Annotated in this window: 1 protein-coding gene; it reads left to right on the forward strand. The window is 63.5% G+C overall.

Annotation, left to right across the window (positions count from 1 at the left end):
* Positions 1-38 precede the first annotated feature (38 nt).
* Positions 39-479, forward strand: coding sequence for an FKBP-type peptidyl-prolyl cis-trans isomerase (fkpB, locus tag GYB81_RS23830; protein ID WP_161898003.1), 441 nt, complete (start codon positions 39-41; stop codon positions 477-479).
* Positions 480-488: the final 9 nt, after the last annotated feature.

The following is a 488-nucleotide window of genomic DNA, read 5'->3' on the forward strand; positions in this document are numbered from 1 at the left end:
CGACATGTTCAGATCGAAGAAATCCGGAGAAGCCGCCCATGGCTGAGTCGACCCGCATTGGCGAGGAGAGCCGCGTCACCCTGCATTTCGCCCTCAAGCTGGAGGACGGCGACGTCGTCGACAGCACCTTCGACAAGCAGCCGGCCTCGTTCAAGGTCGGCGACGGCAACCTGCTGCCGGGCTTCGAACAGGCGCTGTTCGGCTTGAAGGCTGGCGACAAGCGCACCCTGAGCATTCTTCCCGAACAGGGCTTCGGCCAGCCGAATCCGCAGAACGTGCAGATCATGCCGCGCGACCAGTTCCAGGACATGGAACTGGCCGAGGGCCTGCTGGTGATCTTCAACGACGCGGCCAAGACCGAACTGCCGGGCGTGGTCAAGGCGTTCGATGAGCAGCAGGTGACCGTCGACTTCAATCATCCGCTGGCCGGCAAGACCCTGGCCTTCGAAGTCGAGCTCATCGACGTCCAGCCGGCCTGAACCGCCGGT

It is taken from the genome of Pseudomonas yangonensis, assembly GCF_009932725.1.
Classification (GTDB): domain Bacteria; phylum Pseudomonadota; class Gammaproteobacteria; order Pseudomonadales; family Pseudomonadaceae; genus Aquipseudomonas; species Aquipseudomonas yangonensis.